The 26,688-nt window shown below is 39.0% G+C and carries 23 protein-coding genes and 1 CRISPR repeat array; of the genes, 15 read left to right on the forward strand and 8 right to left on the reverse strand.

What is annotated here, in order from left to right; translation table 11 throughout:
• Window positions 1-354 precede the first annotated feature (354 nt).
• The 9 genes from UYI_RS0111020 to UYI_RS0111060 all read left to right on the forward strand — a co-directional run bounded on the left by UYI_RS0111020 (window position 355) and on the right by UYI_RS0111060 (window position 11,242).
• Entirely contained in the window at window positions 355-552 is a 198-nt protein-coding gene (locus tag UYI_RS0111020) for a hypothetical protein (protein ID WP_016866718.1), read from the forward strand.
• A gap of 720 nt (window positions 553-1,272) precedes the next feature.
• Window positions 1,273-2,028, forward strand: a complete 756-nt coding sequence (locus tag UYI_RS0111025; protein WP_016866719.1) for a peptidylprolyl isomerase — start codon at window positions 1,273-1,275, stop codon at window positions 2,026-2,028.
• A gap of 1,603 nt (window positions 2,029-3,631) precedes the next feature.
• Entirely contained in the window at window positions 3,632-6,697 is a 3,066-nt protein-coding gene (locus tag UYI_RS0111030) for a peptidase domain-containing ABC transporter (RefSeq protein ID WP_016866720.1), read from the forward strand.
• A 200-nt stretch (window positions 6,698-6,897) separates the two neighbouring features.
• Complete coding sequence (locus UYI_RS0111035) at window positions 6,898-8,427, forward strand: HlyD family efflux transporter periplasmic adaptor subunit (RefSeq protein WP_016866721.1); 1,530 nt, start codon at window positions 6,898-6,900, stop codon at window positions 8,425-8,427.
• 70 nt (window positions 8,428-8,497) lie between these two features.
• Window positions 8,498-9,283 carry a peptidylprolyl isomerase gene (locus UYI_RS0111040; protein ID WP_016866722.1) on the forward strand — a complete coding sequence of 262 codons (786 nt, stop codon included), beginning with the start codon at window positions 8,498-8,500 and terminating at the stop codon, window positions 9,281-9,283.
• A 432-nt stretch (window positions 9,284-9,715) separates the two neighbouring features.
• The gene (locus UYI_RS0111045; protein WP_016866723.1) at window positions 9,716-9,904 is read left to right on the forward strand and encodes a hypothetical protein; all 189 of its coding nucleotides are present in this window, start codon (window positions 9,716-9,718) and stop codon (window positions 9,902-9,904) included.
• Window positions 9,905-10,161: 257 nt separating this feature from the next.
• A complete protein-coding gene (locus tag UYI_RS38000) occupies window positions 10,162-10,326 on the forward strand; it encodes a hypothetical protein (RefSeq protein ID WP_016866724.1) in 165 nt (54 codons plus the stop codon).
• A 237-nt stretch (window positions 10,327-10,563) separates the two neighbouring features.
• Complete coding sequence (locus tag UYI_RS0111055; protein ID WP_016866725.1) at window positions 10,564-10,767, forward strand: hypothetical protein; 204 nt, start codon at window positions 10,564-10,566, stop codon at window positions 10,765-10,767.
• A 154-nt stretch (window positions 10,768-10,921) separates the two neighbouring features.
• Window positions 10,922-11,242 (forward strand): hypothetical protein, encoded by a 321-nt coding sequence (locus tag UYI_RS0111060; RefSeq protein WP_016866726.1) that lies wholly within the window; start codon window positions 10,922-10,924, stop codon window positions 11,240-11,242.
• 385 nt (window positions 11,243-11,627) lie between these two features.
• Here UYI_RS0111060 and UYI_RS0111065 read toward each other — a convergent pair whose 3' ends face one another.
• Together UYI_RS0111065 and aroC are read right to left on the reverse strand one after the other, a co-directional pair.
• Complete coding sequence (locus UYI_RS0111065) at window positions 11,628-11,861, reverse strand: hypothetical protein (RefSeq protein ID WP_016866727.1); 234 nt, start codon at window positions 11,859-11,861, stop codon at window positions 11,628-11,630.
• A gap of 562 nt (window positions 11,862-12,423) precedes the next feature.
• On the reverse strand, window positions 12,424-13,512 hold the full coding sequence (gene aroC, locus UYI_RS0111075; protein WP_016866729.1) for a chorismate synthase: 1,089 nt from the start codon (window positions 13,510-13,512) through the stop codon (window positions 12,424-12,426).
• Between the two features lie 248 nt (window positions 13,513-13,760).
• Between aroC and UYI_RS0111080 the strand changes: the two genes are divergently transcribed.
• The gene (locus tag UYI_RS0111080; RefSeq protein ID WP_016866730.1) at window positions 13,761-14,753 is read left to right on the forward strand and encodes a 2-hydroxyacid dehydrogenase; all 993 of its coding nucleotides are present in this window, start codon (window positions 13,761-13,763) and stop codon (window positions 14,751-14,753) included.
• Between the two features lie 57 nt (window positions 14,754-14,810).
• Here the strand turns inward: UYI_RS0111080 and glgA are convergent, their stop codons facing one another.
• Together glgA and UYI_RS36740 are read right to left on the reverse strand one after the other, a co-directional pair.
• Complete coding sequence (gene glgA, locus UYI_RS0111085; protein ID WP_016866731.1) at window positions 14,811-16,289, reverse strand: glycogen synthase GlgA; 1,479 nt, start codon at window positions 16,287-16,289, stop codon at window positions 14,811-14,813.
• 275 nt (window positions 16,290-16,564) lie between these two features.
• Entirely contained in the window at window positions 16,565-16,720 is a 156-nt protein-coding gene (locus UYI_RS36740; RefSeq protein WP_157226326.1) for a hypothetical protein, read from the reverse strand.
• Window positions 16,721-16,825: 105 nt separating this feature from the next.
• On the opposite strand from UYI_RS36740, the gene UYI_RS0111095 reads away from it, so the two are divergent.
• Both UYI_RS0111095 and UYI_RS0111100 read left to right on the forward strand, forming a co-directional pair.
• Complete coding sequence (locus UYI_RS0111095) at window positions 16,826-17,743, forward strand: DUF2382 domain-containing protein (protein WP_016866733.1); 918 nt, start codon at window positions 16,826-16,828, stop codon at window positions 17,741-17,743.
• 186 nt (window positions 17,744-17,929) lie between these two features.
• Entirely contained in the window at window positions 17,930-18,787 is an 858-nt protein-coding gene (locus UYI_RS0111100; RefSeq protein ID WP_016866734.1) for a DUF2382 domain-containing protein, read from the forward strand.
• A gap of 196 nt (window positions 18,788-18,983) precedes the next feature.
• On the opposite strand, the gene UYI_RS0111105 is transcribed toward UYI_RS0111100, so the two are convergent.
• Window positions 18,984-20,336: a sensor histidine kinase gene (locus tag UYI_RS0111105; protein WP_016866735.1), complete on the reverse strand. Its 1,353-nt coding sequence runs from the start codon at window positions 20,334-20,336 to the stop codon at window positions 18,984-18,986.
• Window positions 20,337-20,696: 360 nt separating this feature from the next.
• On the opposite strand from UYI_RS0111105, the gene UYI_RS0111110 reads away from it, so the two are divergent.
• The gene (locus UYI_RS0111110) at window positions 20,697-21,407 is read left to right on the forward strand and encodes a hypothetical protein (RefSeq protein ID WP_016866736.1); all 711 of its coding nucleotides are present in this window, start codon (window positions 20,697-20,699) and stop codon (window positions 21,405-21,407) included.
• A gap of 227 nt (window positions 21,408-21,634) precedes the next feature.
• Window positions 21,635-22,459, forward strand: coding sequence for a M90 family metallopeptidase (locus tag UYI_RS0111115; RefSeq protein ID WP_016866737.1), 825 nt, complete (start codon window positions 21,635-21,637; stop codon window positions 22,457-22,459).
• Between the two features lie 56 nt (window positions 22,460-22,515).
• Here the strand turns inward: UYI_RS0111115 and UYI_RS38905 are convergent, their stop codons facing one another.
• The 3 genes from UYI_RS38905 to UYI_RS0111125 all read right to left on the reverse strand — a co-directional run bounded on the left by UYI_RS38905 (window position 22,516) and on the right by UYI_RS0111125 (window position 24,739).
• On the reverse strand, window positions 22,516-22,770 hold the full coding sequence (locus tag UYI_RS38905; RefSeq protein WP_235147934.1) for an alpha/beta fold hydrolase: 255 nt from the start codon (window positions 22,768-22,770) through the stop codon (window positions 22,516-22,518).
• Entirely contained in the window at window positions 22,736-23,296 is a 561-nt protein-coding gene (locus tag UYI_RS32410) for an alpha/beta fold hydrolase (protein WP_235147935.1), read from the reverse strand. The genes UYI_RS38905 and UYI_RS32410 overlap by 35 nt, the downstream gene beginning before the upstream one ends.
• Window positions 23,297-23,776: 480 nt before the next feature.
• The gene (locus UYI_RS0111125) at window positions 23,777-24,739 is read right to left on the reverse strand and encodes a protochlorophyllide reductase (protein WP_016866740.1); all 963 of its coding nucleotides are present in this window, start codon (window positions 24,737-24,739) and stop codon (window positions 23,777-23,779) included.
• Window positions 24,740-25,395: 656 nt separating this feature from the next.
• Here UYI_RS0111125 and UYI_RS0111130 point away from each other — a divergent pair.
• The gene (locus UYI_RS0111130) at window positions 25,396-25,665 is read left to right on the forward strand and encodes a GlsB/YeaQ/YmgE family stress response membrane protein (protein WP_016866741.1); all 270 of its coding nucleotides are present in this window, start codon (window positions 25,396-25,398) and stop codon (window positions 25,663-25,665) included.
• Window positions 25,666-26,119: 454 nt separating this feature from the next.
• Window positions 26,120-26,654: a CRISPR direct-repeat array (repeat unit 37 nt; unit sequence GTTTCAATCCCTAATAGGGATTAATTGAAGTTGCAAC).
• Window positions 26,655-26,688 lie beyond the last annotated feature (34 nt).

Below are 26,688 nucleotides of genomic sequence, written 5' to 3' on the forward strand. Positions count from 1 at the left end.
ATTATGTTTACATTTTACTATCACCGTAGCAAATTTTACCAGGTCTATAATTTTATGTTTGGAAGGGTTGAAACTGATTAAAGCTGGTTTGCTGTTCTAAGCAATATAATTTTTCTCAGCAATTTACTGTAAGCATAACGTCACTTTTAGTCACAAATGAAACAGAATTTGCTGCCATAGAAGTATTAGCCTTAATAACAGGTTTAGCAATGTTTCACAATTACAAGAGTACAAGCGATTTTATCCTTTAACCTTTTCCTACAAAAGTGTATCTATTTACTTTGGCAAGAGGTATACATAATCAAGGATGTGAATAAGTCTACCAATTAAGCTAAAACTAAGGACAAAAAACCTATGGCTCGAATTCAAACTTCTAGCGATCGCCAACCCTTTCATAATACTCAAATTTGGACTGATTTAAAGAATGCGATCGCCGCTAGTTCTGGTTTCCAACGCTGGTTATTGGAAGGTGATACTCAATTCCAAAAACTTAGCCTGGAACAACAGGTACAGCGGTATTTACGAGAAACTTTAGAAAATTTAGCTTACTGAAATACACCGCTTGTGGTTTCCCTAGATAGCACAATTACTTTTTGATATTCCCCCTAACTCATGATGTATTTATGTTCCAAAAAGCCTTTGCTTCAAAAGGTATATGGATACATAAATAGCCTTATTTAGTAAACAGGGGGGATATGTATGAAATTTTTCAGCGTTTTCTACAGTTATAATTCATCTTTTTCAAGATGAAAAGTTGATAAGTAGAAAGCTAATTTTTTAATGCTAAATTAGTCTATTCATCAAGAGTTTTTTGATGATAGTTTTGTGTTGGCTTATCTGCAAATGGCTTTAAAGGTCAATTTCATGTGCATCGAACTCAGGTAAACCTTTATCTGTAAAAGATTTGAATTAACTATTCAGGATTTGAAATTCACAGGTGTAAATTTCAAATTCTATATTTGTTTAGCATCTCTTTTAAAGTACTGTTAATTCCAAATTAAATACTAATTTATATCTTGTACCAGGCGACTAGAAGTCGCGGCTACATAAACAAAACTCCGAAGCTCTGAGCGGAGGAAACCTCCGCACCCTTACCTTGAAGTCGCTCCGCGCCTACAGGCTTCTCTCCACCTACGTGGGTTTAAAAACCTTGAATTTGAGTAGTCCGCTTCAGCGGGCGCACGTTTGTATAGCCGCGCAGGACGAACATCGCCAAGACTAGGTGCTTATAAGCGTGAAAATCTCGAAATCCAAAATCCGTCTTGAAAAGCTATGACTGACATTTCTGAAATAGTTATAGATTCTAAGGAAATTATTAACTACCTCAAAAGTGAAATGAGTTTAAGGGAAGTATGTCAAAAAATTTTATATCAAAGAATTATAAACAATGTCGCCCAAGAGAAGAGCATAATTGTAACCACAGAAGAAATTGAAATTGAGGCAGATCGCCAACGTCGGGAACAGCGTTTAGAAAAAGCTGTAGATACATTGACATGGTTAGCTGAGCAACTTGTTAGTCCTTATGATTGGGAAATTGGAATTCGCAATCAACTACTAGCGCAAAAACTAGCACAAACACTGTTTGCTAAAGAGGCAGAAAAGTTTTTTCACCAAAATCGTCAAGAATTTGAGCAAATAGTTCTTTATCAAATAATAGTGACATGTGAAAAACTCGCTCAAGAACTTTATTACCAAATTGAAGAAGGCGAAATTAGTTTTTATGAAGCGGCTCACATCTATGATATTGATGAGCATCGTAGACAAAAATGTGGCTATGAGGGAAAAATGTATCGTTGGGCTATCCAACCAAATATAGCTGAGGTTGTATTTGGGAGTCCTCCTCAACACTTAATTGGCCCATTGAGAAGTGAACAAGGCTACCATCTTTTGCTGGTTGAAGAAGTGATCGCTGCGGAATTAACACCTCAAAGATATCAAGAAATTATCAATAACATGTTTCAACAGTGGTTGACTAGTGAAGTACAGTATTTGTTAAATTCTGGTGGACTATATGTAGATCCATTTTAGATACATTTGAGATATATTGTAGATACAAAAACTGAGTTTTTAGGTTGTATTTTTTTAATACATCAAATTCAATTATTTGCCAGGGAAACACTGAGGCTAAATGGTGATAGTGGCATGGAAACGGGTCAAATCTCAAATATCTTCGTCTTGATTCTGACCAAAATGACAAAAAAATAAATAATCTTCAAAATCAAGACTTTGTGCGGCTTTATGCAACTCTAACTTAGTTTTTGGACTTTAATATCTTTTTTTTACTTTTTCAATTCTATGAAATATTAATTTGCAAGACTACTATTTGAAGAGTTGATAAAGAAATAATGCAATCAGAAGCAAGTCTTGTAAATTTAATAAAAATATGTTGAAAAATTATATATATATACAGAATAATTGTAGTGGCTAAGCGTTATTGGTTGAGACTGAATTATTGCTGTTGGTATTTTAGTCAAAGGCTCTATCCTATCAACATAATTTCTAGATTTTGGCACAACTTTGGCTAATAATGCAGTTTTCAACAACTTAGTGACATCACAAATTACCAATTAAAGATAGCAAACATGTATGTATAGCTTGGAAAACTCATACTTTTGCACAACATTAAGATTTTAGAAAATTGTTGTGTTTCATTTTAATAAAAAGGAGCTTTTGTTAAGTAATTCAGTCTTTTGATAGATTACTAGGAAAGTCTTGAAACACAAAAATAGGGGTTGCAATGGTTCTATGAATATTATTTCAATTCTCAACTTCTTAGTCCAAGCTAGGGCAAATTCTCTTGCTAACTAGCGATAGCACTTAGACACCCATTTCTTCTACAAACCAGACAGAATATTGTTAGGATTGGGTAAACCTCGATGCAATAGCGTCTTTATCAAAACTGCTTGTCGCCATCATAAATCATTTGTCATTGTGAATATTAAGTTACAAATGGCTGATGATCAATGGCATGAAGTTCCAAATGGAAGGTCATAATATCGACTTGAATTGTAATCGTAGTCAACCTTGTGCAGTATCATACACCAAATGAACATTTCAAAGAGCTAGAGATGGTTTTGAAGTTACTGTTGTCTTTGAAGGTTACAACAGCCATGCTTTTTGCTTACATGTTCAAGGTTATATCCTACCAACTGTCAGTTCAGCATCAATGTCTTCTAGTAGCGACATCTTAAAATTAATATTTTGCTTACTTAACATCATCTGTGAGTAACATGATGCGCTAATTAATTGGAGATCAGCCTTGTAATTCCACAACTTATATCTGTCTTGAAAAGGGGTGTGGGGGTGTAGGAGGAGTCATCTTTTCATGCCCTGTTTGTGTGATTGATTATGACTGTCTTGCACCAGCTTTTGGACTTGCCAATAAATAAATTTCAAGTGACTGTTAACTTAGCTTTTTAGAGCTAACTAATTTTGCAGCTGTGAAACCTTGACCATAAGAATTGCAAAAACAGCTGCGACGGATTTGTGTGTCCGCATTTTGTTATTGACGGCAACTAGCAATAATTATGATATCGCAGTACAGTCAACATCTTGGTAAGTATTACAATTTACAACTCGCCATGCTTTTTTGAGGCTGGTATCCAAAAAATTCATTTCTGGAGGTGAGCGAGTGTTATCTGTGTTTTCTGAGCAACAACTAGTGGCTCAACAACTCACCATAACTTTCGGTGAGATGCTCTCAACAAAGGAATTAGAGGACTGTTTGGCGACAGTGGAAATTATAGAACCACCTGTAGCAAAGCAGTTTTGGCAAGCCACAGAAGCTGAAGTTGGAATTTATATTGTCATGGCAGGTAAAGTTAGACTGCTAGATAGCTGTGATAACTTGATCGCCACTTTGACAAAAGGAGAAACATTCGGTGAAATAACCCTGTTTCCCACAGCAGAATTCCAGCCATATGTAGCTAGAGCTTCCCATCGCTTAAAATTGTGCTTCATCAGGGGTGAAATACTGCAACGATTGATGCATAGTTCTCCTCAAATCCGCGATCGCCTTTATCAAAAAGCAGAAATTTGGGATTGCTTGGTTAGTTATAGCCAAAACTCATCACAGCTTCAGATACCTGTGCCAGAAATGTTTAAAGTTTTATCGTTATGTGAACGGCACAGTTTGGAAATTGGCTCCCTACCCGTAGAACTATACCAAGATCAGCAATTGTGGCTGCTTTATCGAGGAGAACTGCTAGATGCTGATGGTCAAAGGCTAACTCAAGGAGATGTTTGTGTTCTCAAAACACAAACTAGCTGGCAAGCAGTTACACCCACAATTATTTACTGTCTCAAAAGTCATAATTGGCAAACAGCACTGCATTACTGGCCACAGTTAGAGATATTTGGCGGTTCGCATTCAGCACAAATTTACATTGATGAGGAAAAAATACCGCCAGTAAACAAACCCGAACGCCACAGAAAAATTATTCCTTTTCCTGGATCACAAACATCTACACAACAACCAAAACCAGATCGAAGAAAACAACGACCTTATTTTCCCAGTCCGAAAGTGCAAATGGGGCATTGGTGGGGACGCCTGATCCGTCGCTATCCCTTTTATGCCCAACAAAGTGCTTCTGATTGTGGTGCAGCTTGCTTGGTAATGATTGGTAGCTATTGGGGCAAACACTTTAGTGTGAATCGTCTGCGCGATATGACCAACGTCAGCCGTAGTGGCGCATCTCTACGCGCGATTGCCACAGCCGCAGAAAGCCTGGGTTTTGTTACCCGGCCTGTGAAAGCCAGTTTTGATAAATTGGCAGAGCAACCTCTACCTGCAATTGTTCACTGGGAAGGCAAGCATTTTATCGTCCTCTATGAAATGACGAAAAAGCGTGTGATTGTGGGTGATCCTGCCATCGGTCAACGCACCCTCACTCACAAGGAATTTCAAGCGGGTTGGACTGGTTATGCATTGTTGCTGCAACCTACAGCCCTACTCAAAGATGCCAAAAACAAAACTACTAGCCTGTGGAAGTTTTTTGAGTTAGTCAAACCTCATCATAAGGTACTGCTAGAAGTCTTCATCGCTTCAGTCCTGATTCAGTTATTTGGATTGGTAACACCCGTTTTCACCCAGTTGTTATTAGACAGGGTGTTAGTACAACGCAGCTTTACCACCTTAAATGCGATCGCTGTGGGGATGATCATTTTTGGCTTATTCCGAGTGCTGATGAACGGAGTACGGCAGTACTTGCTAGATCATACTGCCAACCGCGTTAGCCTTGCCTTATTAGTAGGGTTTATCAAACATACCTTCCGTTTACCCCTCTCGTATTTTGAATCCCGTTATGTTGGAGATATTGTCTCCCGTGTCCAAGAAAACGAAAAGATTCAGCGCTTCCTGACTGGTCAGACATTATCTATTTTGCTGGATTTGCTGACATTGGTAATCTATCTGGGCATGATGTTCTGGTATAGCTGGCGCATGGCGTTGTTTGTATTGTTCACTGTACCGCCATTTTTTATCTTGGCACTGGCTAGCACTAGTATTTTACGCCGCATCTCTAGAGAGATTTTTAACGCTGGGGCAGAAGAAAACAGCTATCTGATCGAATCCTTGACAGGAATTCGCACCGTACGTTCATTGGCAATAGAACAGACGGTGCGCTGGCGTTGGGAAGAACTGCTGAATAAATTAATCAGAAAAGCCTTTAATGCTCAGGTAATCAGCAATCGCCTCACGGTGATTACTGGTGTAATTGAAACCTTTGTGAATACCGCTTTACTGTGGTACGGAGCATCGTTAGTTATTAACCAAGAACTTACAATTGGGCAGTTAATTGCTTTCAACATGCTGGTAGGTAATGTGATTAGTCCTTTTCAGAGGCTGTCACTGCTATGGAATGAATTACAGGAAATAGTTATTTCCACTGAACGTATTAATGATGTTTTAGAAGCAGAACCAGAAGAAGACTTACAAAATAAACCCCGTAAACCTTTGGGTAGTCTGCGTGGCTATATTCGTTTTCAGAATGTTACCTTTCGCTATCACCCAGAAAGTGAAACTAACGTTTTAGAAAATATCAACTTTGAAATCCAGCCAGAACAGATGATAGCTGTGGTGGGACGCAGTGGTTCTGGAAAAACGACCCTTAGCAAATTAATTTTGGGTTTATATCCACCTACCGATGGCAAAGTATTCATTGATGGTCAAGATGTCACTAGTATTTCTTTGCGATCGCTCCGTTCTCAAGTTGGTGTAGTAGACCAAGATACCTTCCTCTTTGGCGGTACTATCCGCGAAAACATAGCCATAGCTCATCCAAATGCTTCTTTGGAAGAAATTATCCAAGCAGCACAAATGGCTGGGGCAGATGAATTTATCCAGCAACTGCCATTGGGTTATGAAACTCAAATCGGTGAAGGTGGTGGAATGCTCTCTGGTGGACAACGCCAACGTCTAGCGATCGCCCGTGCTTTACTGGGAAATCCTCGCTTGTTGCTGTTGGATGAAGCTACTAGTCACCTTGACGCAGAATCAGAACGCATTATTCAAAACAATCTCAAAACCATTCTGAAAGAACGCACAAGTGTCATCATTGCTCATCGTCTTTCTACTGTCCGCAACGCTGACTTGATTCTGGTTTTGGATCGCGGCTTATTGGTAGAAAGCGGTACTCATGACGAACTCATCGCCAAAAAAGGTCACTACTACTACCTGAATCAACAACAACTATCTTGAATGGGTTGATTGTTGGTTGTTGTTTGTTGGTTGTTGATTGTTGGTTCTGACTTCCGAATTCGAATTCTTATACCAATCTGAAAAATGATAGCGACAGATGGAAATCGCAAACGCTTATCCAATAAATGTTTCACGCTCCAAAATCTAAAATCCAGAATCCAAAATCGTATTACTTCCTCACATCTCTAGAGAACAGAACCATGCCACATCCATACACTAACTCCTCATCTGCACTGGCCGATGAACAGGATGAGAAGCAAAGCTACTCACATCAGGAATTTACCCCAGTTAAAGAGCAGACTAAAGATTGGCATTATGCTACGGAAGAACTGCTAGATGCCTTACCCAGAATTTGGACTCGTGGTGTTTTGTATGCACTATTAGGTTTTACTGCCCTGGCTTTACCTTGGTCAGTACTTGCCAAAGTAGATGAGACTGGTGATGCCAGAGGACGTATAGAACCTCAAGGTTCAACGCAGAAATTAGATGCCTTGGTCAGTGGCAGTGTGAAGGCTGTCAGAGTTAAGGAAGGTGATACTGTCCAAGCTGGGCAGATACTGCTGGAACTTGACTCTAATATTTTGCAAACCGAACTCCAAGAAGCTCAAGAAAAACTAACTGGATTGCTCAATCAACGGTTGCAGTTTGATGTCATCAAAAACCAACTCCAGTTGGCACTAAGTGTTCAGAAGCAACAAAACCAATCTCAAGCTTTAGAAAAACTATCCCAAGTGAACCAGGCTAAACAAGACCTGGAAGCAAAACAGAGTCTCTATAACCTACAAAAGTTAGAAAAACAGGCATTACTCAACCAAGCACAGCAACAAATTAACACAAGTCACAATGACCTGAAATCGGCTGAAGGGCGCTTGAGTATAGATTCCAGAATAGTTGATCGCTTTAGTAGGTTGTTGCAGGATGGTGCGGTTTCCATAACTCAAATTGATCAACTCAAAAAAGAGCAACAGGAAAGCAAGCAACTATACCAAAAGGCTCAATCTGAAATTAAACAAGCCCAACTGCGCTTAGCGGAAGAACAGAGTCGTTATCAAGCAACTATAAGTCAGTTAGAGTCGGAGATTAAGCAAGCGAAACTCAGATTACAACAGGAGCAAAGCAATTATCAAAGCTTATTGCAAGCTGGTAAATTGGCGATTCTCAAAAATCAGCAACAACTCAAAGACCTACAAACACAAATCACTACCTTAGAATCTCAAATTGCTCAAGGCAGAAGTCAGATCACATCTTTAAGGTTACAGTTACAGCAGCGAATAGTGCGATCGCCTATTAATGGAACAATTTTTGAGTTGCCAGTCAGCAAGCCAGGGGCGGTAGTACAACTTGGTCAAAGAGTAGCCCAAATTGCACCCAAAAATACGCCTTTTATAATTAAAGCCCAGATGCCTAGTCAGCAAAGTGGCTTTTTGAAGGTGGGAATGCCAGTCAAAATCAAGTTTGATGCTTATCCTTTCCAAGAGTATGGCATCGCCCAAGGTAAAGTTACTTGGATATCTCCTGATTCAAAAGTTAGTCAAACACCCCAAGGTCAACAAGAAAGCTTTGAGTTAAATATTGCTTTGGATCAGCAGTATCTCCAAAATGGCAGCCAACGTATTCCGTTGACTGCTGGTCAGACAGCAACCGCAGAAGTCATTATTCGTCAACGACGGGTGATTGATTTTGTTTTAGATCCATTTCAGCGACTGCGAAAAGATGGTTTGAAGCTTTAGTGATTGGTTGGTGGTTGATAGTTGCTTGGTGGTCTTGCCAAACAACAAAATTACTTAGAGGAATTGCATCATGCTTAAGCATCTGACGATTACTTGTTCAGATATTATTCACGACATCAAACTTTCGTGCCAAATTCCTGAGGTTGTGGAGGCGATCGCTTCTCAAAAAATCATTGCCGAAGTAGCTAAGGAAGCTGGTATTCAAATCGATAAAGCAGAACTACAACAAGAAGGAGACAGGCTGCGCTTAGAGAAGAAACTCATCAAAGCAAAAGATACCTGGGAATGGCTCAAAAAACATTATCTCTCTTTAGATGAGTTTGAAGAATTAATTTACAATCAAGTTCTCTCCAACAAGTTAGCCAATCATTTATTTTCGACTCATGTTGAAAAGTTTTTTTACCAAAATCAACTAGAATACGTCGCTGCTGCCACTTACGAAGTCATCGTTGAAGATAGAGACTTGGCTTTAGAACTATTTTTTGAGATAGAAGAAGGCGAAATCAGTTTTTCAGATATCGCTCGTCAATATATTCAAGAACCAGAATTACGTCGTGCTGGTGGATATCAAGGAGTTCGACGTCGCCATGAGTTTCGTCCAGAAATTGCAGCTGCTGTGTTTGCAGCAACTCCACCTCAAATTCTCAAACCAATTACAACTCCCAAGGGAGTGTATTTAATTTGGGTTGAAGAAATAATTCAACCCCAATTAGATGATGAGTTACGGCAGCAAATCATTTCGGAATTATTTTCTGATTGGTTAAAACAACAAATCAATAGTATGGATATTGTGATTGAGTTAAATAAAGATATAACTAATTTACAATCACAAGACGAAGTGCCAAAGCAAGCTTGAATTTGCTATTAATCAACATTCAAGTAATCATTTATCAATTATTTTTACAGATTATAAATGGATAAATATGATTTACCAAAACTATAAATTACAAACATAGTTTTTGAATAAAAAATATGTAATTAACCAGAAAACAAATTAAAATTTCAGCTGAAATAAACTGATTAAATCAATATATCTAATACTTTTTAGGCGATAAATATAGACTTTGTCGTCAGTTTTTATTATTGAACTTTTAATTAATTTATTCATATTAAAAAATTATTGTTAGCAAAACAAAACTAGACTTTTGATTAATTATTTTTATTGCAAAATATCCAGAAATATAGTGCTTTTTTTTGATAGTAAGCTATATTAAATATGTAACCAAACAATATAGATTTGGTTGCACAAAAAACAGTAAAAACGATGAAGTAGTTCCCAGGATAAACCATGAATATCTCTGATCTTAATCACATCGAAGCTGTTGAATCTAGTAAAGTGATTGGCGGCGGTTATTACTGGTACGACAAGAACGACAATGATGACGACGACAAAGACTATAAGAAGAAGTTCCGTAATGTTGCTATTGCAACTTCTGTTGCTGTAGCCGGCGATCGGAAGTTCTACAAGTACGACTAGTAAGGTTATCAAAAATGTAATCAATGTATTTTTGATTGGTTACTAACAGGATATCTCTTGAAGTCAAAGTTAATTCACACTCGGCGATGTTTGCAATTGCAAGCCACGTACTGTAATGAGGGTCTAAAGGAAAATCGCAATTTTCCTTTAGTCTTTCTTAGCGAGCTTGCCTAGTAGAGAATTCTATTTGTCCAGAACTTTTCGGACATCTTTGAAATCACAGCAAAAAACAATTAATAAATTTTCAGGAAAAACCCATGATTATCTCTGATCTCAATCACATCGAAACTGTTGAATCCAATCAAGTTGTTGGTGGTTGTGGCCATAAGAAAGACCGTAATGTTGCAATTGCAGTTGCAGTTGCTGTAGCCGGCGATCGTAAGAAGGACGACGACTACAAAGACGGCTACAAATATTATTAAAAAGGTAGCCAATCAAAAATAGATTGGTTACTAACAGGATGTCTTTTGAAGTTATTCACGCTTGGTAATGTTTGCAATTGCACGCCAGGTGCTGTAATGAAGCTCTAAAGGAAAATTGGATTTTCCTTTAGTCTTCCTCGGCGAACTTAGCTTAATAGCGAATTGTATTAGTCCAGAACTTGTCAGACATCTTTGAAATCCCAGCAAAAACCGATTAATAAATTCTCAGGAGAAACTATGATTATCTCTGATCTCAATCACATCGAAGCTGTTGAATCTAATCAAGTAATTGGTGGTGGTTGTCATAAGTACAAGGACTACGACAAGTGCGATAAGTACGACGATTGCGACGACTACGATAAGAAGAAAAAGTTCCGTAATGTAGCTATTGCAACTTCTGTTGCTGTAGCTGGTGATCGTAAGTTCTACAAGTACGACTAGTAAGGTTATCAAAAATGTAATCAATCTATTTTTGATTGGTTACTAACTCAAAGTCAAACCTTGTTGCACCTCAAATAAGTACTCTTGTTAATTTCGCTGAAAGCTTCTTGACGCTTTCAGCGAACTACCTCATCTCGCAAAGAAGGATGTAATTATGAGTGGATTGAAAATTGCTGACCTAAGTTTTTGTGAAACTGAGATTCCTAATGATCTGCAAATTCAGGGTGGTTTAATACAACCTATACTTATGAACTACATATCAGATGTTTTTTCGGATGATTTCGCTAAGTTTGATAAACATCCAGGAGAGCGTTCATTGGAAAAAGAGACAACAGATAAGTTTGGAATCAAGCATAAAATTTCAGCGAAGAAAACTAAAAATAGTAAAGTTGTAGCCAATGTAGCACAAGGTACTAAGAATGGTGTAACATACTCTGGAAGTACAGCAATAGCAACATCATCAGGAGAGTTATAGAACTCCTATTTTAGCCGTGGGAGAATGTTAATTGTAGTTAGATGCTTAGGTGTGTGAGGTAAAAATTCTAAAAATCAGTAAAATGTTGTATCCATACATGACATTTGTGAGCGCCAACAAAATATTTAATCACTTAATTCCATAATTGGGCAGAAGTATTTCTGCCCAATTTTAATAGTTTAATCGTAATAAATATTCTTAATTTAAGCTATTAAATATCTGAGTTATATGATAAAAATCCCTTGTATTTATCAAAAACAAGGGAATATCTAAAAAATCAACTATTTGAACATAAGTTACTAAAAATCAACTTTTTTTCTGCCTATTAAAAGCATTGCTGAAATGAGTGAATAAGCCATCTTTATTTATCTTAAACTACACCAATTCAATTTGATTCTGCAAAACTCCCTCTCATTTCCATGTTCCCATCGTCATTTTTTAAACTGTTGTTAGAAGTGTTGGTGACATCTCCAGTAGCAAATACATTACTGCTTGGTAATTCAAAATCATAATTATCAAAATTAGTATTTGTATTGCCATTAGGAGTAGCTGATACACCACCAATGATGATCTGTGTAAGATCTACTAGCTCACAAAAATTTAGATCAGCAACAATCATATTTGTTACCTCCAAAAAATATGTTTTTTGCTTCCAGTTTTATGTTAGCAAATAAATCAATTTATATTCTTTTTGATTTCAAAATCAAATCAAATATTCACACAATTATGAATTTTTCGCTTATCAATATTTGAAAAATAAATATGTTTTTTGAAAGTCATCTAAAAACAACTACATAATTTTCCAGTTTTTTGTAGAATAGGTTAATTCACATTTTGCACCTATCCAATCATTAGCCCCAAAATTTAGTTTTTGGGCTAATAGCTTCAGTTAGCTAAAGCTAACTCGAACAAGCTTTTAAACTCGTTAAAACGAGTTTTAGATGTAGTGGTCAGTCCCGTTAATTTTGAGGGTTTACGGGTGGTCAGATCCCCGACTTTTTGAAAAAGTCGGGGATCTTGCAACCTATCAGAACTAATGAAACAGACCATTAGGTTAGGTTGATGAACGTAGACGCGCCCTGTGCGGTTTCCCGTAGGGTAATCCAACAAAGTCTTGATGATGTTGGTAACGCTCGCGCTCATCCCAACCTACTATTTTCTTAATTGTTCCCTGTTCCCTTTTAAATAACTCGACATTGACCAGTGTGTCGTAACAGGTGGTCACACAAAACCAGTGCTACCATTGCCTCAACCATCGGAACTGCACGCGGTAACACACAAGGATCGTGACGTCCTTTCCCTGCTAACAGTGTTTCTTCACCCTCATTAGTTACCGTCTTCTGTTCTTTTCTTATCGTTGCAGTTGGTTTAAATGCTACACGGATAATGATATTTTCACCGTTGGAAATTCCGCCTTGAATGCCACCAGAACGGTTGGTACGTGTGCGAATTTCACCTGCTTCATCAATATAAAATTCATCGTTATGTTCAAATCCTGTTAGGAGAGTTCCAGCAAAACCAGAACCAATTTCAAAGCCTTTGCTAGCAGGTAGAGACATGACTCCTTTAGCTAAATCTGCTTCTAACTTATCGAAAACAGGATCGCCTAAACCTTTGGGTATATTCCGCGCTACGCATTCCACCACACCACCGATAGAATTGCCTTCCCGCCGGACTTGCTCAATTAATTCAATCATGCGATCGCAACATTCAGCATCGGGACAGCGAACGATGTTACTTTCCACTTGTTCTAAAGTAACGGTGTTAGGATCGATGACGGCTTCTAAATCTTTGATGCGCTTGACATAACCAATGATTTCCACATTGGCGACTTGACGGAGAATTTTTTTCGCGATCGCCCCTGCTGCAACTCTCCCTATGGTCTCCCGTGCTGATGATCTGCCGCCACCTTGCCAATTACGAATTCCATACTTAGCATCGTAAGTTGCATCTGCATGGGAAGGGCGATACTTAAATGCCATTTCATCGTAATCTTGGGAACGAGTGTCTTTGTTACGCACTAAAATAGCGATCGGTGTTCCCAGGGTTTTACCTTCAAATACCCCAGAGAGAATTTCGCATTTATCTTCTTCTTTGCGAGGCGTAGTAATCTTACTTTGTCCTGGACGTCTGCGATCAAGTTCTATTTGAATTTCCTCAGTGGAAATTTCGAGCTGAGGAGGACAACCATCAATAACAACTCCCACACCACCGCCGTGGGACTCACCGAATGTAGTGATGCGAAATAGATGTCCAAATGTGTTGCCCATGATGTTGAGGAAGTATTGTCTCGATTGTTTATTTTAGCTGAAGTTTTGTTTCCAACACTGACAGGAATATTTTTGCAAAAGCGACTATAAACAAAACACCGTAAATGCACACGCCAAAAACATCTGTGTCTATCTGTGTGCATCGGTGGTCGATTTCTAAAAAATGATTTTTATCGTAGGTTTTAATTCATATTAAGCGTAAATTATCTTAACGAACTACAAAGGACGCAAAGGACGCAAAGAACAAGATGACTCAAGCTAAAGTTTTTATCACTCGTCGTTTACCTACACAGCTACACCGATTAGAAGAAGTTGCAAATGTAGAAGTTTGGTCAGAACCTCAGCCACCTCCCTATCAAGTTTTATTGGAGAAGGTGCAAGAGGTAGACGGGTTGTTGTGTTTGCTGACTGACCAAATTGATCAACAGTTAATACAAGTGGGCAAGTCTTTAAAAGTAATCAGTCAAATGGCAGTGGGATTTGATAATATTGATATTCCGACTGCGACGGCGCGGCGCATTCCTGTTGGTAACACTCCTGGAGTGTTGACAGATGCAACTGCTGACTTGACTTGGGCTTTATTGATGGCGGCTGCACGGCGAGTGGTAGAAGCTGATCGGTTTGTGCGATCGCACTTGTGGCAAACGTGGGAACCAGATTTGTTACTAGGGCCAGATATTGCGGGTACAACGTTGGGGATTGTTGGTTTTGGGCGGATTGGTCAAGCAGTAGCCCGTCGTGCTAAAGGTTTTGATATGCGAATTATTTATACTAGTAGGCACAGATGCGATCCTGAATTAGAGCAAAATCTAGGTGTGGAGTTTGCTGATTTTGCTAGTTTGCTACAGGCATCAGATTTTGTGACTATTCATACACCCTTAACAGCAGAAACTTGTCATTTATTTGGAGAAGCCCAATTTGCACTCATGAAGCAGTCTGCGATTCTCATCAATACAGCACGAGGAGCAATTGTAGATCCTGATGCTTTGTACCAAGCCTTACGTACTGGTGAAATTGCAGGTGCTGCGATAGATGTGACAGAACCAGAACCGATCCCAACTGATAGCCCATTATTAAGTCTTGATAATTTAATTATTACACCTCACATCGGTAGTGCCAGCCGTCCAACACGGGAAAAAATGGCAAATATGGCTATTGATAATTTGATAGCTGGGTTGAAGGGAGAAAGGTTGCCTTATTGTGTGAATTCAGAAGTTTATCATGTGGTTGGTGATCGGTAATAGGTGATAGGTAATTGGAGAAAAATATTTTTCCCATTACCTATTACCCATTACTCATTACCACTTATGTCTGATCCAGTCGTAAATCTCTATATATTTTGCTCCTGGATGGTTCCATGAGTAGTCATAGTCCATACCCTGAAGGGCTAGTTGGCGAAACTCTTGTGGCTTTTCATACCATAAGGCGATCGCTCGATCCATTGCTGACTCTAAAGCATGATAATCGGTATCATAAAATACGTAACCATTACGTTCTTCTGGAGATAAATTTTGATCGTAATCCCGGTCAAATACCGTATTCACGAGTCCACCGACACCACGAACAATAGGTACGGTTCCATACTTTAAGCCGATCATCTGAGTTAAACCACAGGGTTCGTAATTGCTGGGGACAATAATCATGTCTGCGCCGGCATAAATTAGGTGAGATAATTCTTCGTTAAAGCCTAGTTCTAAATGGACATCGGGATTATCGTTTAAAAAGTGTTTTTCGTGCTGGAAATGAGCGTTAATTCCAGGTTCTGTAGCAGAACCCAGTAAAACAAATTGCGCTCCTTTATTGAGTGCATGATAAATCCCATGATGAACAAGATGCACGCCTTTTTGATTATCTAATCGACCGATGTAAGCAATGATTGGTTTATCACTATGGCTGAGCATTAATCGCTCTCGCAAAGCTTTTTTGTTATATGCTTTTTGTTCAAAATCAGCTTGGCTGTAGTTATAGGGGATATAGCGATCAATTTCGGGATTCCAAAAATCATAATCAATACCGTTAAGCACCCCGTTAAATTTGTCTTGGTGCAGATGCAAGGTATGACCTAAACCACAACCAATATCTGTATGGCGGGCTTCCCAAGCGTGGTAAGGTGAAACTGTGGTGACAGCGTTGGAATAAACAATACCCCCCTTCATCAAGTTCAAAGCAAAGGGATTAAAGTTGTCACGTAAGTGATCATACTGAAAGTAGTAAGACTCTCGGTTCAAACCTGTTCCCCGGAGAATATCAATACCACCTATACCTTGGTGCTTAAAGTTATGGATGGTGTAGCAAACCCGCTGATACTCCATGCCATGATATTTGTAAATTTCATAAAGCATGACTGGAACTAAGCCAGTCTGCCAGTCATGGCAATGGATGATATCAGGTCGTTTGTTACTTTTGAGCAGAAATTCTAAAGCAGCTTTGCAAAAGAACACAAAGCGCATGTTGTCATCATCACAGCCGTAATAACAGCCCCGGTTAAAGAAATTATCCTCACAGTGGGGTTCAATAAAGAAACACACCCGTCCATGTACCCAACCGCAGTATACAGAACAATGAATTGCAGCGTCATACCAGGGTACCCACAAATTGATATAAGCATCGTGAAGTCCCCAAATATGGTCATAACGCATACAATCGTACTTGGGCAATATGATCTCTACACAATGCCCACGACCTTCTAATTCCCGGCTCAATCCGTAAACTACGTCGCCTAATCCGCCTGCTTTAATTACAGGAGCACATTCCGAGGCGATTTGCACAATATACATGCCTTACCCTCGCTTCACAAAACTTCATCTTTCTATCTTCTCACCAGTATATGAAAGATGTACTCATTGACAACAGGGTAGCAGGGTGATAATTGAAATTGCGATCTGAAGTTGTTGGTTGTTGTTTGTTGGTTGTTGATTGTTGGTTGTTGGTTGTTAGTGGTTAGTAGTTAGTGGTTAGTTGTTAGTGGTTAGTAGTTAGTGGTTAGTAGTTAGTGGTTAGTAGTTAGTGGTTAGTAGTTAGTGGTTAGTAGTTAGTGGTTAGTAGTTAGTGGTTAGTAGTTAGTGGTTATTCCCACACCCCTCACACCCCTCACACTCCCCACCTCCCCACCTCCCCACCTCCCCATCTCCCAACCTCCCCATCTCCCCATCTCCCCATCTCCCCATCTCCCCATCTCCCCATCTCCCCCACACCAAAATACATCCATAGATAACATCCCTAACAAACTTATTCATTCGCTAGGAAGAGTAATAAAACTGGCTGTCTTAATAGGCTAGTACTGAAAAGATAAAAACAGCTTAGGGAGACGAAAATGGCTCTTTATAAATTAACAGATTTTGATGCTAATTACCGGGATACATTTGGTGGAAATGACATCAAAGGAATGAGTGTCTATGCAGAAGGAACTAATGAAAAGATTGGTACAGTTCATGACGTTTTAGTCGATGAAGAAGGTCATTTCCGCTATTTGGTAGTGGATATGGGCTTTTGGATTTTTGGTAAGAAAGTATTATTGCCTGTAGGACGTTCTCGGATAGATCATACTAGCGATCGCGTCTATGTTATGGGCATAACCAGAGAACAAGCAGATAATTTACCGGAATACGACGAGCGTCAAACTATTGATTACGACTATGAAGAAAGGGTACGGGGTGTATATCGTACTCCCTCAGTTCCTGTAGATGCATCCGCACCCCTAGAAGCATCTGCTCCTCTATCCTCACAAGCAGGTGTAGATTTGCCTCAGTCTACCACTGATTATCCTGACGCTACTCCCGTATATGACCGTGATAACTACACCTATGATCGCGAACCTTCTTTGTATGGGACGAATGAGCAAAATCATCAAACTCTCAGACTATACGAAGAGCGTTTGATTGCTAATAAACGACGCCAGAAAGTTGGGGAAGTTACTGTTGGTAAGCATGTTGAAACTGAAATTGCACGAGTTGCAGTTCCTGTAGAAAAAGAACGAGTAGTTGTGGAAAGAGTTACTCCCAACGACGCAGGTAGACCAGTTGCTCCTGGCGAAGCAACCTTCGGTCAAGGTGAAGTTACTCATATGGATATTTACGAAGAAACTCCTGAGATTCGTAAAGAAGCTGTAGTGCGTGAAGAAGTCAGAGTCAGAAAAGAAGTAGATCACGATACTGTGGAAACTCAAGACACAGTTCGTCGGGAAGAATTGGATGTAAATACTTCTAATCTGCCAATCGAAGAACGTCAATAATACAGGCAATTAGTCTAAGTTATTTTCTAGTTTATAATGATTTAAATTGATGAATATAGATAGATAACTTATGACTAATTGAGCAAAAAGTTTAGGTGAATCAAATTGATTTTACCTACACTTAATAGCTTTTACTGAAAGTAAACACAGCGACTATATATTTTTTATAGAAATTCTTAATAAAAAATGAAAAAGCAATTAGTTAATAGTAACAAATTCCATGTCAATGATTTACTTGATAAATTAAGAAGAAAGATTAGGAATTTTGCGGTTATTGATAGACAAAGTTTACTAATAGGTAGGGTGAAAGACTTAATTATAGATTATCATCACCAAGTTAATCTCATCATTACTCGTTTTATAGAGTTGCCAAATCAAGCATCTTCAGGAATTCATAGTTATTTATTATTACCTAGTAAACTAATTAGTAAAATTGATTTAGGTACTAAATCCGTTATATTAGACATAGACAAATCGCTAATTAAGCATATGCCTGAATATTCACAATCACCGATGACTAATAATAATTTAGAAACTTCCAAGATAGAGTCGAAAATTCATAGCACTCAAGACCTCAATTTAGAACAAGATGGTATAGAGCAAAAAACAGAAGAAGAAATTATCCGGTTGTTAAGTGAACGATTAGTTGTTAATAGAAATAAACGAAAAGTTGGAGATGTTGTTGTTCGCAAAGAAATAGAAACTCGAATGGTGCAAGTTCCCGTTCGGTATGAAAAATTGATTGTTGAACAAGCAAGTCCAGAAAACAAATTACTTGCAGAAATTGACCTAAATCAAGGAGATATTTCTGGTGTTGAACTGAGTCAAATAGAAAAACATGATGTTGATATATATGATAGTAACTTGAGTAATTTGACTGTAACTGGTGACTTTAATTCACCTAAAATTGCTAGCCTACTTTTAAATGCGATCGCGTTAGAGCGAAACCATGGTTGTCAAAGGGTGCGAGTCACTATTATGGTTGAAAACGAAGAATATCAGCAAAAATATCAGGAGTGGTTTGAACGCACATCAATTCAGTAAAAATCTAGTTGAACAAGTCAGAAGGTATTACCTCAAAAATTTTTCTTCCCTTCTGACCTTTATCTTGAAAAAACACCACGCCCAGCCCCTTTCTTTGCTAAGGAGAGGAGTGGATTTTTTATGTATAGCTGTGAATTTTTTTATCGCGACTGTCTTTTACTTATCAAAAAACCGAAATGATATAAAAACTAGTAAATTACAATAAAGGCAACAAAATTGTGAATTTTGTACCTACACCAACTTCGGAAAATAAATTAAATTTACCACCATGCCTAGCTGTAATAATACGATAGCTGACTGCTAAGCTAGTTTCTTTATCAGCTCTTTTGTTCACAGACAAAGATTCTAGAATTTGCTGTTTTAATTCCTGAGACATTCCTGGGCCGTTGTCTCTAATAGAAATCTCAACCCAACGTGAATCTGGCGCTCCTGGTGTAGTAGACTCTTGAGATATAACTTCTGTGGTAATCTCAATTCGCGGTTTATCAGCTTTTTTGATAGGGTTTAACTGATGTCTTACTGCTTCGTCAAGTAACAGGTCTACAGACTGACTTAAAAGATTCATAAATACTTGATGCAGTTGTCCAATAAAACAATACACCGGAGGTAAACTTCCGTAATTTTTAACGATTTCTATTTCTCCCTTAATTTGGCTATTGATGATTAACAAAATATTATCTATACATGCATGTAAATCCGCAGGTTTGGGATAAACCTCATCGATATGACAAAAATTTTGTAAGCTTATGACGAGTTTTTTTAATCTTTCTGCACCAGTACGAATACTAGTAAGAGCTTGTAATATATCTTGTTCTAAAAAATCAAATTCTATTTCTTCTTTAAGAGAATCAATTTCCTCATTAGGTGATGGCAAATTACTTTCATAAGCTGCAATCAGTTTTAGTAAATCTTGGCTGTAGTTGGAGACATAAGTTAAGTTACCCCATATAAAGCTGACTGGATCTAAAATTTCATGGGCTATCCCGTCTACCAAGCGTCCTAGACTTGCCATTTTATCATTTTGAATCATTTGGGCTTGGCTACGTTCATAGCGTACTTGAGTTTCAATACCCCGAATTTGCCAAGAAGCAATATTCAATTGCTGTACATCTAACAGTCTGTAGGTATTATCAATAGTTTGCACAACTACAGGTTCGGCTAAAAGTTCAGGCGATCGCTTCAGCGCCAGCTGCATGGCTGCCAAAATCGGCGTACTCTCAGGCAGCATTAAAATTGGAGTACGAGCATAACTGTAAATTACACTTAGGGGTTGGTGAAAAAATAACTCTTGTCCGTAAGGACGGATTAAAAATTCCAGCAGTCGTCGCTGCGAAATCATTCCAGCGTATTTTCCTTGTTCTACTAAAATGACTCCTGGTAGCAGTGGGTTTTTCTCAAATACTCTGGCTACCTCCGTACCAGTACAGCTGGTTTCAACTTGGAAGTTGTACAGCTGTAACTCTTCGAGAGTAGATTCTAAATCAAGATCGCGATCGCTACCACTCAAAAGTAATGGTAATGATATTTCTGAGCAATATTCCTGTGCCACTTGACACCCTAGTTTTTATAAACACGCAGATTGAACAGCCAATATTTTAACCTCTGCAAATCTTTTCTAGGGGAAATAGCTGGATACAGTGTGTAAAGATATACGTGCTTTCCGGTTTCTTACCTTGTCTGAAAGAAAGTCATTGGGAAAGAGTACTTGATGTGATCGCTATAGTTCACTTCATAAAAGTGTAGTACAATTGTACCAATATGAGTCTAACCATATTAACTCATTTTGCTCCTGATAAATAATTACTCTGGCATCAGGGAACAATATGTGTAACCAAACTCTGGGTTTTGCAGAATAACCAGTAAAACCCATCGGTAAATAAATATCTACATCGCATCACTAAGAGGCAATATGGAAATTAAATTAGGATTTGGAAGCGTACCAAAACCTCAATATGTCTTCGTTAGCCAAGAAGCAGATCATTGTTGGTATATGCTTTCAGAAGACAAGAAACCAATCCCGATTTATGAAAAAGCTTTGACTGGAATCATCAGCGCCATAGAATGTCACAAAAAAGTTGAAACTACCTTTGGAGAAACAGAGAAAACAGATTTACATATTTTGGCAGACAAGCCTTACATAATCCGTTCTGGCAGAGATTCTTACTTTTCTAAAAGTTTATTATTATCCTTAGACGCACTTACTCATGAACAATTGCATCAACCACTGACAATTGCAGTTAGTCCGGGAGATAAAAAAATTGTGTTCTGTGCAATTTATGATCCAATCACTTATCAAGCAATAAAAATTAATTGGGATGGACATAACGAAATTGATTTACCACATTTAGAACAAAGAGTAAGTCAAAAAATTAATCAGATACAAAAGCTTGAAGTTTCCCCAAATCAAGAATTACGGGCAATAATCATGGCACAAACTGATACCTATTTAAAACAGTTAGGCTGGAATCCAGAACAGGGAAGACGATATTTACAGCAGAAGTACGGCAAGCGATCGCGCCGAGAACTCAACGATAGAGAACTCGTAGATTTTACAATGGCAATTTTTGAGCTTTTATGCACTCAAGAAAATAGATTTATGATGAGTAACCTAGCAGGATAGTTGATTAACATGAGTTCGATGCACATGAAATTGACCTCTTCCCTAACCCCTTCCCTTGTAGGTGAGGGGCAAGATAAGCCTATTTTTATGTTGCTTCTCCCTCGCCTTTTAGGAGAGGTTCGTCGAACTCACGTTTTATTACAAAAAGTTGTGTCAGGGACAATTGTACCTGACACATTTAATTACGATCACTTGCTCAATGACAAATGACAAATAACTAAATAGCAATGATTCAAACTATTATTGTTTTTCTGATCATTGGTCTAATTATCACTGGAATTTTAATCAGTTCCATCATAAATAAACAGCGAAGAAATCGTTTGAAAAAACGTCCTTTTCCTCCACTTTGGAATGCTATAGTTGAAAATAATCTTCCCATTTATACCCGTCTTTCTCCCGATGAACGCAGACGGCTACAAGGACATGTGCAAGTATTTTTAGCAGAAAAACAATTCATTGGCTGTCAGGGATTGCAAATGACAGAAGAAATGAAGTTAACTATCGCTGCTGTCGCATGTTTGCTGTTGCTGAATGAACGAGGCGAATATTTTCCAAAACTACGTTCGATTTTAATTTATCCCAGTGCTTATATTGTGAATGAAACTGTTGCCACTAGTGAATATGTTGTCGAAGAAAGACGTGTGGCAAGATTAGGGGAATCGTGGAGTCGGGATCAAGTAGTATTATCTTGGGAGCAGGTACAACAAGATACTCGCAACTGGAGTGATGGACATAACGTGATTCTGCATGAATTTGCTCACCAGTTAGATCAAGAGGAAGGTAAAGCGCAGGGTGTGCCAATTTTGCCTAGAAAATCAGATTATCCCATCTGGGCTAGGGTAATGACACAAGCATATCAACAACTCTGCAATGATGTACAAAGAGGTATAAAAAATGTCATGGATAGTTATGGTGCGACTAATCCCGCAGAGTTTTTTGCTGTCGCGACGGAGACGTTTTTTGAGAAGCCGCAGCAGTTGTTGAAGATGCATCCAGCATTGTATGAGTTATTACAAGGTTATTATCAGGTAGATCCTGGGGAATGGGTGTAGATATTTAGCTGCGATCGCTCTTTTGTGTAGTGTTTAGTAAAAGCGATCGCTTCTACTTACTGTTCAACCTGATGAATAAAATCAAGCACTATTGATGTAAATTTTTCAGGATACCATAGTCCCCATTCGTGGTAGCCTTCTTCCACAGTGACTAGTTGGGAATTGGGAATCATTCTAGCCATTTCCTGAGCAACAGTTAGTGGTGTGGTTAAGTCTTTTTCTGACCATAATAATAGACACGGGGCTGTGATTGTCGGTAACAGATGTCTGATATCTTTATTGTAACGAAAGTAGCAATGCTTGAATGACATTGCCAGTATTAAACAACAAGTTATGGGAGAAGACCTGAGGAATATCAACCAGTTGTAATTTTAGCTTAGGGATAGAGATTTGAGCGGTCATTTCGATCGCTCTGCGGGGTATGATCTCTGGGATAGATGCAGATGGAACTCCAGTACTATCTACCAAAACCAAGCTTCTTACTTTGTCTGGACAAAGGTTAGACAAAACAATTGCAATTCCTCCACCTAACGAGTGTCCCACTACATGCACTTGTTTGATATTGAGAACCTCCAGGAACGAAAGTATAAATTTGGCATAGCTTTCGTAGTCTGGGATAACCTGAGGGTAGGGTGAACGGGCAAAACTTGGCAAATCAGGAGCAATTAGGGAATGCTGCTGCGCCAGTAGTTCTAAAATTTCGTGATAAGGTTCAGTAGAAATTCCCCAACCATGTAGAAATAGGAGCGCAGTTGAACTTGAATTTACTCCACCTTGCTCATAAAAGATGCTGCAATCTTTCAAATCAACACGATGATTAACTAATAGGGATGTCAACGCCAAAACCTCATTGAAAATCAAAACTACATAGCTTTCATAGACTATGTAACTCTACCAAACCTCTATGGATTATGGGACTCTCCCAGGAGTTATATTATTTCCCGTTGCACACTTAATTACTATCCGTCTGTGTCGGTAATTGGTTTAAGTTTTCACCAACGACCTGAACCATAGGTTTTTCGCAATCTTTCAGCTTCACAAATGGAATTTCTAGCCCCTATGGATTCAATGTTATAGCAATCCTATATGATTTGTGAGAATCGCCAAGCCCAAATCCCCGACTTCTTAAAGAAGTCGCGGATCTTTTCTCTCACAAATGATTGAGGAATGCTATGGTAATATCGCTAATAATTTCAAAGTTCAAGTCTAAGTAGTTTCTAATAAATGAAATTGCAAATTCTCTCAGCAATTTTACCCAAGAATATATGAGATTTGATGGAGCGATCGCTCCATCAAATTGATTACACCCTGTTTTCCTTACGCAATTCCAACCAACTTGGCGCTTAGATCCCACATACGTTCGCCTTTGGCATCATCGCGCGCTTGGGGAGAAACTCGTTGTACAAAGGACTTGCCGTCTTTTTTCTGACGATTTCCCCAACTCCAGTAAACTCCTGATTGGGCATATTCGGGATCAGCAACGACTGCTGCAACCCGTTCACCGGACAATTCCTGAGATACGTATCCCCCAGTGATGTACTTCTGGAACAAGGGGAAGAGTTTCTGAAACAGGGGATAATGGTTGCGGAATAGAGGTGTTTCCGCAACACAGCCTGGATACAGAGAACTAAAGATAATGCCGGTTGACTCGTGATAGCGTCGATGTAGTTCCCGCATCGTCAGCACATTGCAGACTTTGCTGTCTTTGTAGGCTTTAACGGGTTCAAATTTCTTGCCATCAATCATAGAGATTGGCTCTTTGAATCCTTGTTCAAAGCCTTTGAGATCACCCAAGTCTGGCCGAGGCGGAATCTTCCCACCCAGTTCGTCTGGGTTGTGTGTAACAGTCCCCAAAATCACCAGTCGTTTGTCTGTAGCAGGTGAATTCTTCAGATCCTCTAACATGAGGTTACACAAGAGGAAATGACCAAGGTGATTTGTAGCAACGGTCAACTCATAGCCTTCTGGGCTTCGCAATGGTTGCTTTAACAAAGGCATATAAATTGCGGCATTGCACACCAAAGCCTCTAGGGACTTACCGCTTGCTCTGAAGTCCTTCACAAACTGTCGCACACTTTCTAAAGAGGCCAAGTCGATATGCATGATTGTGTAGCTGTCCTGTGGTATTCCCACAGTTTGGGCAGCTTTTTCTGCCTTCGCTAAATCCCGACAGGCCATAACCACGTGCCAACCTCTTTTGGCAAGCGCTTTGGCAGAATACAAACCTACCCCAGAGGAAGCACCTGTGATTATAACTGTTGACTTCCGATTGTGTTCCATTCTCTTGAGACTACATTGACCACCGTTGATTCTCCCCATGATCTCACACTAGTGATCCACCAGCGCTGATTTTGTTACTAAACTTCGGGTAATAATTACTCAAATCTGTGGATGTGTATATCACAATCAATTGACCAACATGTATTGAATTGGGGCAATAGGCACGGTAAAATTCAAATTTTATCTATGTAATCTATAAGAATTAGTTAGCGATCGCACTTATGTATAGTGTTAACTCAAGGTATAAGCTCAGAACAGGAGCTTTTTACGTGTAAAGGCAGATAATCATTGTTTTTGTGATTCTAACTCTAGAAATAAAGACTATCTGACTATGGATGGTTAGGTCAGCTTGGTAGGTCTGTTAATCTGTAATCATGATAGAAAACCGCACTGACAAAAAGTTAAACCGCACAAAACTTTAGCGGTAGTTGCAATTAAAAAATGCCCAAGCTACCGACAGTGCATATATGACACAGACATAGACGGTTATAGAGTGTTGCTAGCTAACTCTATTTTGTCGCAAATCACGAGAGGAAAAACCTCTATACAAGCGGTCGGAATTTGCGAACGTCTAGGGTCTATAAACCTCTAACTTTATTATCTCTAAACCTCTATCTTCAACTATATTCTGTTCGCAACTATTAAGGAGTCGAATCATGAATCTTCTTGCTTGGATTGTATTAGGTTTGTTGGCTGGCGCGATCGCTAAAGCAATTTATCCTGGTTATCAAGGTGGTGGCATCCTGGCAACAATGCTGTTAGGAATTGTGGGTGCAGTCATTGGAGGAACTTTAGTTAATTTATTGCAAACGGGAACTTTGGCAATTACCACTGCTAGTTTTAGTCTTGCTGGTCTTTTCGTAGCGGTGATTGGTGCAATTATTGCAATTTTCTTGTACTACCAATTTACTCGCAGAGCTTACTAAAGCTTCGGTGTCAAGGGTAATGGGAATTGGGTAAGGGAAAAATTTTTCCCTTACCTTTTTGTTTTTAAATATGCAAGCCTGAAAGCCCGAAAGCCCAAAAGCCCGCAAGTAAACTGCGGGCTAATAGTTCAAGTCTACTTGAAGTAGACTAAGAAATTTTATAGTCGTCTTGAGACGACTTTAACTATAAGCCAAGGATTAAAATCCTTGGCGGTTGTTGTGTAAGTTTACAAGACGTGAACAAATAGGGATTAATGCCAGGGCGTTGCATAAAATGGGGATGAATAATGAACCACCATAGACGCGCAAGCGGCTTCCCGCAGGGTAGACGCCAAGAACGCCAAGAATTGAGTTTTCAATTAAAACAGAAAATATAAACACCCCGCTTTCTCTGCAACGCCTTTAAGTTGTAATCTCAAGCAGTAAGCTTTAATTTGTCAAATGCATACTACGGGTTTCAATCCCTAATAGGGATTAATGTTAGTTGCAACGTTTTGCGGATAGGGGAGCAAGGCTGTGCTGGTAGTTTCAATCCCTAATAGGGATTAATTGAAGTTGCAACGCTAGCACTTGCCGATTGGACTCAAACTGTCCAGTTTCAATCCCTAATAGGGATTAATTGAAGTTGCAACATGGGCAAGGTATCAAGTTTAGCCGGGTCAAGGGGTTTCAATCCCTAATAGGGATTAATTGAAGTTGCAACATCACGGGCGATCGCTAGGATCGCCCTGATGTCTGTTTCAATCCCTAATAGGGATTAATTGAAGTTGCAACTTACCAGATTTGTTATTGTTTTCGCTTTATGCTCTAAGTTTCAATCCCTAATAGGGATTAATTGAAGTTGCAACAACCCCAAGCGTCGCCACACCGAGTTGAACGGGCGTTTCAATCCCTAATAGGGATTAATTGAAGTTGCAACGCTAGCACTTGCCGATTGGACTCAAACTGTCCAGTTTCAATCCCTAATAGGGATTAATTGAAGTTGCAACAACAACAATCAAGCGTAACCCCGGTGGGGCTGCT

Origin of the sequence: Fischerella muscicola PCC 7414, assembly GCF_000317205.1 — a bacterium.
Classification (GTDB): Bacteria; Cyanobacteriota; Cyanobacteriia; order Cyanobacteriales; family Nostocaceae; genus Fischerella; species Fischerella muscicola.

Coding starts and splice junctions, on each gene's coding strand:
- UYI_RS0111020 (WP_016866718.1), top strand. CDS start 355: ATGGCTCGAATTCAAACTTCTAGCGATCGCCAACCCTTTCATAATACT.
- UYI_RS0111025 (WP_016866719.1), top strand. CDS start 1,273: ATGACTGACATTTCTGAAATAGTTATAGATTCTAAGGAAATTATTAAC.
- UYI_RS0111035 (WP_016866721.1), top strand. CDS start 6,898: ATGCCACATCCATACACTAACTCCTCATCTGCACTGGCCGATGAACAG.
- UYI_RS0111040 (WP_016866722.1), top strand. CDS start 8,498: ATGCTTAAGCATCTGACGATTACTTGTTCAGATATTATTCACGACATC.
- UYI_RS0111045 (WP_016866723.1), top strand. CDS start 9,716: ATGAATATCTCTGATCTTAATCACATCGAAGCTGTTGAATCTAGTAAA.
- UYI_RS38000 (WP_016866724.1), top strand. CDS start 10,162: ATGATTATCTCTGATCTCAATCACATCGAAACTGTTGAATCCAATCAA.
- UYI_RS0111055 (WP_016866725.1), top strand. CDS start 10,564: ATGATTATCTCTGATCTCAATCACATCGAAGCTGTTGAATCTAATCAA.
- UYI_RS0111060 (WP_016866726.1), top strand. CDS start 10,922: ATGAGTGGATTGAAAATTGCTGACCTAAGTTTTTGTGAAACTGAGATT.
- UYI_RS0111065 (WP_016866727.1), bottom strand. CDS start 11,861: ATGATTGTTGCTGATCTAAATTTTTGTGAGCTAGTAGATCTTACACAG.
- aroC (WP_016866729.1), bottom strand. CDS start 13,512: ATGGGCAACACATTTGGACATCTATTTCGCATCACTACATTCGGTGAG.
- UYI_RS0111080 (WP_016866730.1), top strand. CDS start 13,761: ATGACTCAAGCTAAAGTTTTTATCACTCGTCGTTTACCTACACAGCTA.
- glgA (WP_016866731.1), bottom strand. CDS start 16,289: ATGTATATTGTGCAAATCGCCTCGGAATGTGCTCCTGTAATTAAAGCA.
- UYI_RS36740 (WP_157226326.1), bottom strand. CDS start 16,720: ATGGATGTATTTTGGTGTGGGGGAGATGGGGAGATGGGGAGATGGGGA.
- UYI_RS0111095 (WP_016866733.1), top strand. CDS start 16,826: ATGGCTCTTTATAAATTAACAGATTTTGATGCTAATTACCGGGATACA.
- UYI_RS0111100 (WP_016866734.1), top strand. CDS start 17,930: ATGAAAAAGCAATTAGTTAATAGTAACAAATTCCATGTCAATGATTTA.
- UYI_RS0111110 (WP_016866736.1), top strand. CDS start 20,697: ATGGAAATTAAATTAGGATTTGGAAGCGTACCAAAACCTCAATATGTC.
- UYI_RS0111115 (WP_016866737.1), top strand. CDS start 21,635: ATGATTCAAACTATTATTGTTTTTCTGATCATTGGTCTAATTATCACT.
- UYI_RS38905 (WP_235147934.1), bottom strand. CDS start 22,770: ATGTCATTCAAGCATTGCTACTTTCGTTACAATAAAGATATCAGACAT.
- UYI_RS0111125 (WP_016866740.1), bottom strand. CDS start 24,739: ATGGAACACAATCGGAAGTCAACAGTTATAATCACAGGTGCTTCCTCT.
- UYI_RS0111130 (WP_016866741.1), top strand. CDS start 25,396: ATGAATCTTCTTGCTTGGATTGTATTAGGTTTGTTGGCTGGCGCGATC.